This window comes from Candidatus Effluviviaceae Genus I sp., assembly GCA_016867725.1.
Taxonomy (GTDB): Bacteria; Joyebacterota; Joyebacteria; order Joyebacterales; family Joyebacteraceae; genus VGIX01.
In genome coordinates, this window is the sequence record VGIX01000083.1 from 1 (window position 1) to 3,390 (window position 3,390).

At 72.0% G+C, this 3,390-nt stretch carries 2 protein-coding genes; one reads left to right on the plus strand and one right to left on the minus strand.

Translation table 11 applies throughout. From position 1 onward, the window contains the following. Positions 1–228: 228 nt before the first annotated feature. Positions 229–1,149, plus strand: coding sequence for a VCBS repeat-containing protein (locus tag FJY74_09595; protein ID MBM3308566.1), 921 nt, complete (start codon positions 229–231; stop codon positions 1,147–1,149). A gap of 250 nt (positions 1,150–1,399) precedes the next feature. Here the strand turns inward: FJY74_09595 and FJY74_09600 are convergent. Next, positions 1,400–3,390: PD-(D/E)XK nuclease family protein (locus FJY74_09600; protein MBM3308567.1), on the minus strand; the 1,991-nt coding region annotated here is incomplete at its 5' end.

Below are 3,390 nucleotides of genomic sequence, written 5' to 3' on the forward strand. Positions count from 1 at the left end.
CGGACATGGTGAGCGGTTGGGCTACGGGGACGGTCCCGAACCACGGGCTGGTGCTGGCGGTCTCTCCAGGCTGGCCGGGAGCGGTCGGGGCCTGCGACTCACACGGCGCGGCGGGCGGGGCTCCGGTGCTGAGCGTGCGCTACACGCCGCGCTCTGAGGATGGCCGGTGAGGAGCCGCCGCACCGAGGATGCATTGCGGGACCGCGACGAGGACAGGAGGTGATCCCGATGGCACGAACTGCGATCGGTGCCGTGGTGGTGGCGGTGTCGCTGCTGTGGTCGGCGACGGCGGCGGGAGAGTCCGCGGTGTACTGGACGTCGGCGCACGAACTGGCGCCGCCGGGGCAGTACATGAGCTACTTGACGACCTGGGGGGACCTGGACGGCGATGGGGATCCTGATGTCAGCAGCATGAAGCAGTTCTGGAACGACGGGACCTGCCCCGGAACACCGACGTGGCGGACGGAGGGGAGCGTGCTTCCGGACTGCGCGAACTGCACCGCCCCTCGCACCGCGACGCTCGGGGATCTCGATGCCGATGGCGACCTTGACCTGATCTACGGCTGCTGGCAGCCCGGACTCCGCATGTTCTGGAACGTCGGGACGCCCCAGGTGCCGCAGTGGCAACAGGACCTGTCCATGTTCGGCAGCGGGGGCGACACAGAGGCATGTCCACGCCTCGCGGACCTGGACGCCGACGGCGATCTTGACCTGGTCATCGTGAGCGCAGGAGGAGGTACGTGGTTCTGCGAGAACACAGGGACATCTCAGGCCCCGCAGTGGCTCGCGTTTTCGTGCCGGAGCATGTCACTGGGTGTGATCCCTCCCACTGGGTCAATCGCGGTCGGAGACCTGGATGGCGACGGTGACCTGGACCTGGTCACCGTGAGTACCGAGCAGTCCCTCCGGGCCTGGGAGAACGTCGGTACGCCGCAGGCGTGGCAGTTCGTGGAGAACCCCGCGATGCTGACCGGGGTCAGTGGACCACCGTTCGGCGGCGGAGGGCTTGCGCTGCTGGACGTGGACTGCGACGGAGATCTCGACCTCCTGATGCGCGACTGGGTCGGCAACGCATACCTCTGGCTGAATGAGCGTGTGTCAGCGGCGGCCTCCGCGAGTTGGGGCACGATCAAGGCCATCTTCCGGTAGAGCGCGCTGGACCCCGCAGAGAGCGGGAGCGCCGACCGCATGGGGCACCGCCCCAACGCAGTGCTCGGTGGCACGCACGTGGGGCCGTACATGGCCGCGGCACAACTGGCCCCGCCCGACGCCGCGACGCCCCTTGACAGGGGCCGCCTCGGGTGATAGCTTCCGACCTGCCGGGTTCGTGTCGTACCGCCGAGGCCCCCAGCGGGAGGGTTGGGGACCGGAGCGGTCGGCACCGAGGATCCGGCATTCGTTATGTGTGGGGTCCGCTGATCGGCACCTCCTCCGGCCCGCGCAGGAACAGCAGCACCGCCTCCTTCACGGGCTTCCCGATCGCCTGCGACAGCGCCCGCGCGTACGCTTCCGCCTGCCCGCGGTAGCGTTCCACCAGTTCGGCCGCGCCACCTTCCGTCAGCGTGTCGCTCTTGTAGTCCACGACGACGAGGCCTTCGGGCTCCTCGAACACCAGGTCCGACCTGCCCTCGACGATCCCACCGCCCGACGCGACGCAGAACGGGACCTCGCGGAACGCGCGGCCCGACGCCGCAGCGCGCCGCATCACCGGTGAGGCGAGCGCGCGGGCGACGAGGTCGGCGGCCTCGTTGGCCGCGGACACCGGGAGCCCGGCCGTCCGGGCGAGCGCAGCGGCGATGGCGCCCGCGCCGCCCGGGTTCCCGAAGTCCACGCGCTCCATCACGGCGTGGACGAGCGAGCCGAACTCGAGGCCGGCGGCCTCGCCGGGGCGACCCCGGCCGCCGGACGCGGGCGCCGCGGCCGCCTGCTCTTCGGCGCCCGAAGGAGTGCGGATGGGCGCAGGTCGATGCAGTTCGGCCGCGCGCGCCTCGCGCCTGGCGTTCCACTCCGCCAGCTCCGCGGCCGCGCGCGTCCCGGCCGGGTCCATCGCGAGCGCCCGCTCCGTGTCGACGCGAAGCGGCCTCTTCGGCCCGCGCCCGAGTTCGAGCGCGCCCGTGTCGAACGGGACGACCGTCCGGCCGCGGGCCTCCGCGAGCGAGCGCACCGGCTCCCCGGCGCGCTCGCGGACGCCGGCGAGGTGGGCGAGGAGCCCTGCCTGCCCGGCGTCGCCCTTCTTCACGAACCACGGCACCACGAGCGCGTCGCGCGCTCGCGTCATCCCGACGTAGAGGAGCCGCAGGCTCTCGGCGCGCTTCCGCTCCTTCTCGAGGGCGTTCAGCTCCTCGTATCCGAGGGTCCGAAGGCCGTTCTCGCCTCCGCCGATGCGGAACTCGAGCCGCTCCTCGGCGCGGTCCACGACCATCGCATCGGGCTTGTTGTCGCCCGCGGAGAGGTCCGCGAGCACCGTGACCGGGAACTCGAGCCCCTTCGCCTTGTGGATGGTGAGCAGGCGAACGAACTCACCTCCCTCCTCGGAGAGCGGCGACTCCTCCTCCTCCGGCGAGAGCTCGGAGACGTCCGCGAGCCACCGCACGAATCCCCCGAGCGAGATCGGCTCCGTCCGCTCCATCGCCTCGGCGAGCTCCGCCACCTTCTCGAGGTTCGCGTGCCGCTGCTCGCCGTCGGGCTTCATCAGGAAGAGCGAGAGCCCCTGCGTCCAGGTCAGCGCGTCGCGGATGACCTTCGACGCGGGCCGGCCGCTCCTCGACCGGTGGAGCCTCGCGAGGAGCGCGAACGCCTCGTCCACCTCCGGCGCGCCGCGGCGGCCGTCGAGGTAGTTGAGCGAGCCGGCCTTGAGGCGATGGAGGAGGATGCTCTCGTCCGACACGCCGAGGAACGGGCTCCTGAGCGCGCCGACGACGGCGACGCCGCTGTGCGGGTCGTCCACCGCCGCGAGCACGGCCGAAAGCTCCCTCACCTCGCGCCTGGCGTAGAAGCGTCTGCCGCCCGCGACGCGGAACTCCAGATCGTACGCGGAGAGGGCGTCCTCGTAGGCCTCGAGCGCGGCCGTCCGCCGGAAGAGGACCGCCATGTCACCGAGGCCGGCGGGCCGCCACGAGTCCTTGCCACGGTCCCACACCCGCAGTGAGCCCCCATCCCGCGCCTCGGCGAGGAACGCCGCGACGGCGCGGGCCTCTTCGACGCGCACCTCCTCGACGCTCTCACCTTGCGGCGCGCCGCCGGGCGGCATGAGGAGCACCACGCCCGGCGCCGCGTCGGTGTCGGCGCGGGCCGGCGAGAGCGACTCGTACGCCGGCTGGTACTTCCTGCCGTCCTCGGGCGGGACCATGATGCCGTCGAACGTCGCGTTCACCTCGGCGACGATGGCCG